Annotated in this window: 4 protein-coding genes and 2 pseudogenes; 4 read left to right on the top strand and 2 right to left on the bottom strand. The window is 59.0% G+C overall.

The window, feature by feature from the left end; translation table 11 throughout:
• Positions 1-143: 143 nt before the first annotated feature.
• The 3 genes and pseudogenes from AC3WLT_RS36965 to AC3WLT_RS36955 form a co-directional block, all read left to right on the top strand.
• A pseudogene (locus tag AC3WLT_RS36965) lies at positions 144-272 on the top strand (IS3 family transposase); the annotation flags it as partial.
• Positions 273-372: 100 nt separating this feature from the next.
• Complete coding sequence (locus tag AC3WLT_RS36960) at positions 373-930, top strand: TetR/AcrR family transcriptional regulator (protein WP_492596495.1); 558 nt, start codon at positions 373-375, stop codon at positions 928-930.
• A 50-nt stretch (positions 931-980) separates the two neighbouring features.
• Positions 981-1,898 carry an oxidoreductase gene (locus AC3WLT_RS36955; RefSeq protein WP_492596494.1) on the top strand — a complete coding sequence of 306 codons (918 nt, stop codon included), beginning with the start codon at positions 981-983 and terminating at the stop codon, positions 1,896-1,898.
• A 216-nt stretch (positions 1,899-2,114) separates the two neighbouring features.
• On the opposite strand, the pseudogene AC3WLT_RS36950 reads toward AC3WLT_RS36955, so the two are convergent.
• Positions 2,115-2,213: pseudogene (locus AC3WLT_RS36950) on the bottom strand (NUDIX hydrolase); the annotation flags it as partial.
• A 311-nt stretch (positions 2,214-2,524) separates the two neighbouring features.
• Complete coding sequence (locus AC3WLT_RS36945) at positions 2,525-2,977, bottom strand: MarR family winged helix-turn-helix transcriptional regulator (RefSeq protein ID WP_492596493.1); 453 nt, start codon at positions 2,975-2,977, stop codon at positions 2,525-2,527.
• Positions 2,978-3,040: 63 nt separating this feature from the next.
• On the opposite strand from AC3WLT_RS36945, the gene AC3WLT_RS36940 reads away from it, so the two are divergent.
• On the top strand, positions 3,041-3,334 hold the full coding sequence (locus AC3WLT_RS36940; RefSeq protein WP_492596492.1) for a DUF1330 domain-containing protein: 294 nt from the start codon (positions 3,041-3,043) through the stop codon (positions 3,332-3,334).
• Positions 3,335-3,700 lie beyond the last annotated feature (366 nt).

The following is a 3,700-nucleotide window of genomic DNA, read 5'->3' as shown; positions in this document are numbered from 1 at the left end:
GGTGCAGGCGCAAACGGAGTCGGCGCGCGCAGCGGTCGCCGCATTCAAGGCGCTCGGCGGGGGGTGGCAACCCGCCGGTCCTGAGGCCGTTGCAAGCCGATAGGAGCCACGCTTGCACAGAATCACGAGATCGTCCGCTGGCATATCTTGCGATCGTGCTGGACCTGTTCAACCGGGAAGTTGTCGGCTGCTCAATCAAGCCGCGCATCAAGACGGACATCCTGATTGACGCGCTGACGATGGCGTGGTTCCGACGTCGTCCTCAGCTAGGCGCGCTGCATCTCTTAGTGCGTCACTTGACGGCGGAGGCTCTTAATCCAATAATTGAGCATCCACTTACTCAATATAAGATACCAGACTATGGCTCGTCCCTTGAGCGAGGAAAAGCGTGATGCCCTGCTTGAAGCTGCTGCAGAGCTCATTGCCCAACTCGGCCTTGGCGCTTCTACAGCGAAGATCGCCAAAGCAGCTGGCGTGTCTGAGGGGACGCTGTTTACCTACTTTCCGTCGAAGGATGATCTCCTGAATGATCTGTTCGTTGAGATAGAAGGTGAGCTTGCGGAGTCGATGTTGGCGCCATACCCGATGGAGGCGTCAGCACGTGACAGGCTGTTCATCGTTTGGAGTCGGCTGATCGAATGGGGACTAAATCATTCCACGGCGCGCAAGACGTTGCGCCAGTTGAAGGTGTCGGATCGAGTGACTGCAGCAAGCCGCAAGCGCTGCCACGCCATGTTCCGAGAAGCTCGCTCGATCGTCGAACAGTGTCTTGCGGGACATTCTGCTCCTGAACGAGTCGCTTTCTATATCGACACGATTCTGTTCGATTTGGCGGATATCACGATGAACGCCATTGCGGCCAAGCCGGAAGAGCGTGAAGCGATTCGACAGGCGGGGTTTGACCTCTTTTGGAAAGGCTCTGCGGCCTAAATTTTTTGCCAGTTAAATGAGTAGGTAATCACTCATAATAAGGAGTTTGTATGTCGGACCACAAAGGCTTTACCGAGGTAGATGTCCCGAGTCAATCGGGCAAGTGCTTCATCGTCACAGGCGCCAACGCGGGCGTGGGGCTTGAACTGACCAGAGTGCTTGCTGCGCGGGGTGCACGCGTGCTGTTGGGTTGCCGCGAAAGGGGCCGGGCAGAGGGGGCCATTGCGCGCATCAAACAACAGACGCCCAGCGCCAACCTTGCATGGTTGCCACTGGACTTGGGCGACATCGAGAGTGTGCGTGTCGCCGTCGCGAACGTGTCGAAGGAGCCTCGCATCGATGCACTCATCAACAACGCGGGCGTCATGAACCCGCCCCTGACGCGCACCAAGCAGGGATTCGAATCGCAGTTCGGGGTCAACCATCTGGGCGTGTTCGCGCTTACCTCGCTGCTGCTGCCCAAGTTGGCGGAGACGCCGGGCTCGCGCATCGTTGTTACATCCAGCATTGCGCATTTGAAGGCAAAGATCGACTGGGACGATCTCAATGCCGAGCGCAGCTACTCCAAGGGGGAACGTTATGGCGCCAGTAAGCTGGCGAATGCGCTGTTCTTCTTTGAGTTGGATCGGCGCCTGGGCGCGACCGGATCCCCCATCACGGCTGTCGGTGCCCACCCCGGTGTGGCAAGCACCAGCCTGGGTAGGCACATGGGGCCCGTCCAGTTAGTAGGTCCCATCGTCGGCCTATTGCTCAACAGTGCCGCCAAGGGTGCGTGGCCGGCATTGCTGGCCGCGACGGGCCCCGTGAAGCCAGGAGGCTATTACGGCCCGACCGGATTCAGAGGGATCAGAGGCGTCGCCGGAGAGGCCAAACGCGCGCCGCAGGCCGAAGACCCGGCACTTGCCAAGCGGCTTTGGGACGTTTCCGTCGCCATGACCGGGATCGACCCCGGATTGCCTGCAATCTGACCGTGCGGGCTGTTTCCACTCCCCCAGCCGCTGCATCGGGCAATCAACGAAGCGATCTGATTTGACCGCAAAATTTGGGGCTACACCTACGACCGACGATGTCTTTGTAGGACTGGACCTGAAAGGCAAACGCGTTCTCGTCACCGGTTATGCCTTCTGGCCTGGACATCGAGACCGCTCGGGCACTCGTTGCTAGTTCGTCGATTCGGATCCTGTTTCATGGGGCGCTTCGTCCCGACGGATTCTTCCGCCCGGTAGCGCCCATCTCGACCTCTCCCTGGCAACCAGCAGAATTTGGTCGTCCCGAACACACAGAACGGTTGCCCTGTTTGCATCGTCGGCGGCCGTCTCAGATCAATCCGAAACCGGACGTGCGAAAAATCGTCCTGAGTGTCCGGAACGGGTCGCGTGCTGCCGATCGTCGTCAGGTAGGGACCGGCCACGAGCATAGGTCATAGCCGTAAAGCGCGAAATGTTCTCGATAGCGCTCGTTGGTGGCGTCTATTTCGGACAAAAACGGTGCCTAACGCAGTGCGCGATCCAGGATCGCCGCACGCACGCGAATTCTCGTTGACTAGCCTTTCTGATGTGATTTCGAGCTTTGTCCCACAAAGCTCATATTATGTTCACGAGGATTCTGCGGCCTTGACCAGCTCCGCCATTGCCTGCCTTGCCGAATGAAGCTTTTCATCACCCATGCGGCGGGCGAGTTCCGCCTTGGCCGAATTCCACACCGGGAACGCATCGACCACGAGTCGACGCCCAGATGTCGTCAGAGCTAGCCGCTTTCCAGCGCGCCCACGTCCGCCTTCAGCGCGGATTAAATCCCGGCTCTCCAGATTCTGAACATTTCGGCTGAGGGTAGTCGGATCGACCCCGGCCCTGTCCGCAAGATCGACGAGCGTCGCCCCTTCGGTCGCACCGATCCCAACCAAGAGGCTGAATTGCTCGGCCGTCAGCCCGAGCGGCTTGAAGCAGGCATTGTAATATCGCGTCAGTGCACGCGCCGTTGCACGGGCCTGGAAGCCCGGACACTCCGCTGCGACGCCCTTCAAAGACTCCGGATCAAAACCGTTCACGTCTACCTCCTTGACAACCCCATCCTCGCATAATAATGTATATGCATTATTACTGGGGGCACAATGCCGGCATACGTACACGTCAATCTACGCGTCATCGACTCCGCCAAGCAGGCCGCGCTTGCTCCACGCTTTCAGGCGGCGCTAAAAGAGGCGGGCGGGCAGATTCTACATTTCGGTCCTGTTGCGCAGATTCTAGAGGGGGATGAGGTGCCGCTGCCGATGGCCGGCGTGTTTGAGTTTCCGACTCTCGCCCAAGCGCTAGCCTTCTACAATTCCGAGAGGTATGCGCCGATCAAGGCCGAACGTCGGGAAGCCCAGCAAGCGCGGATGTTCATCGTCGAAATGCACTCGTGAGTGACCGCTTTCGGAAGGCGTGACGGTCCGGAATGGGTCGCGTGCTGCCGATCGCAGCCTTGCGCGGTTCACATTGCGTATGCCTGCTGCATGAGGCCGTATGCGGCCACTTTCAGCCGTTTGGTCTCACTTGTCGGATCGTCGACAATGCGTCCTTGGCCTCGCGGTATTCGTTGCGGTACAACGGCCAGCCGCTGCAATAGTGTCGGTAGCCTCCCGTTGGCCCGGGATAAATCGACTGCCCCGAATGAATAGGAGATTGGCTATGGCGATCTTTTGGACTTTGAAGGGCGTTGTCAACTTGCCGAGCGTGAGACGGCACGACGGCGGGCGTGACAACTATCAGAAAGAGGTCGACGGATTTTG

Source organism: Paraburkholderia sp. FW306-2-2C-D06C, from assembly GCF_058781505.1.
This window is presented reverse-complemented; position numbering and strand designations above follow the sequence as displayed.